Source organism: Rhodococcus sp. NPDC059234 (assembly GCF_042754225.1).
Taxonomy (GTDB): Bacteria; Actinomycetota; Actinomycetes; order Mycobacteriales; family Mycobacteriaceae; genus Rhodococcus_G.
On sequence record NZ_JBHZAH010000224.1, the window covers coordinates 1 to 1,536 of the forward strand.

At 69.5% G+C, this 1,536-nt stretch carries 1 protein-coding gene; it reads right to left on the reverse strand.

From position 1 onward, the window contains the following. Positions 1 to 624: 624 nt before the first annotated feature. Positions 625 to 1,239 (reverse strand): FABP family protein, encoded by a 615-nt coding sequence (locus tag ACFXGJ_RS24390; RefSeq protein WP_378625852.1) that lies wholly within the window; start codon positions 1,237 to 1,239, stop codon positions 625 to 627. Positions 1,240 to 1,536: the final 297 nt, after the last annotated feature.

The following is a 1,536-nucleotide window of genomic DNA, read 5'->3' on the forward strand; positions in this document are numbered from 1 at the left end:
GCACCCCGACCGGGGTGCCGATCGCGAACAGTTTCGGCGTCGACGCTGGCAGGGCGGCCGATTTATTCGATTGCGAGGCGCCGGTGGCGGGCGTACTTTCGTCCGTACACGAGGAAGGAGGTGGTCTGAAGTTGAAGAACTACAGGACGCGTGAGGTGGCTGTCAGCTAGCCGCTATCGCTGAAGGGAATTCACTGACCGCGTGCGCGGCTGGCGAATCCCAGGCAGCCACCCGGCCCCCGAGCCCCCGGTTCCTGACCGGGACCGTGCGACGACAAGCGTCCGTCGACGGTATGGCTCGGGGGCCGTTCTGCGCTCCGAGCCTGTGTGCGATCTTCACCCCACCCGGGGTGCCGATCGCGCACAGTCAGGGACCACCGTGCGCAGGGCGGCGCGCACACTCATCGGGCGTGACAGCGGCCCGTGCTGGGGCGTCGAGTGGCCGTTGCCGGCCCGGATTGGTCATGACCGCACGGTGACGCTGCCGACCGACAGGCAACGGTCCGAGACGTGCCGTGTGTGAGCTACCTGTGGAGCGATGTCGCCCTGTGGACCGCTCGAACACTGTGCGCGATCTGCACCCTCCGTGGGGCATCAATCGCGCACAGGCGGCGGCGCAGCCGTGTCAGCCGATGTAGCGGGACAGGCGTGCGGACAGGTGCGGCTTCAGCGGACCGTCGGCGAGGATGCGTTCCTCGACGTACGCGAGGTCACCGCCCTCGACGATGCCGTACAGGCGCTTGGCGCCGCCGACCAGCGCACCCTGCTTGCTGCGGATGACGACGTCGGTGGCGAGCTCCCAGCTCGACTGGGTCAGGGCCTGGCCGTAGAACAACTCGACGATGCCGGAGCTGTGCGTGAGCAGCAGCTCGACGACCTCCTCGTCGATGCTGCCGGGGATTCCGTCGCCGGCGACCCGCCAGAAACCGCTCTCCCGCAGGTCCGGACCGGTGTACTCACCGTCGGCGTCCAGCCGCCACGACCGGGACTCCCACGCGAGGAAGTTGCCGCCGTCGTGCGAGACCACGATCTGCTGCCCGAACCGGTAGTCGCCGGACTCGGGAGTGCTGGCCTCGCCCTCGCCTCGCCACACGCCGACCAGCGGCAGCAACGCGAGCATTCCGGGGTTCAGGTCCGGACCGAGTCGCAGGTTCGCGGTGTCCTCGGGCAGCGGCAGGTCCGGCAGGACCGGGATGTTGCGCCCGGCGGTGTCCCTGGCGCGCTCTTCCGCGTCGGCCACGGCCTGGTCACCGCTGCCTCGGCGGACCGACTGCTCGGCGGAGACGCCGGCGTCACCCGCTGTCGCGGACGCGTCGTCGTGGGAGCCGACGGTGTCGCCGTCGCCGGGCTGGGTCACGGCTTGTCGGTGACCAAGCGGTACACGACGTAGAGCGAGAACCAGGTAATCAGGATCGCTGCGAGAACCAGCAGCACCTCGAAGAAGATGACCACGGCAACAGTCTAAACCGGGGCCCGTGGCGGCTGCGCCCGGGGTGGAATGAGCCGGGCCCGGACGCGAAACGGCCCCGCCCCGTGA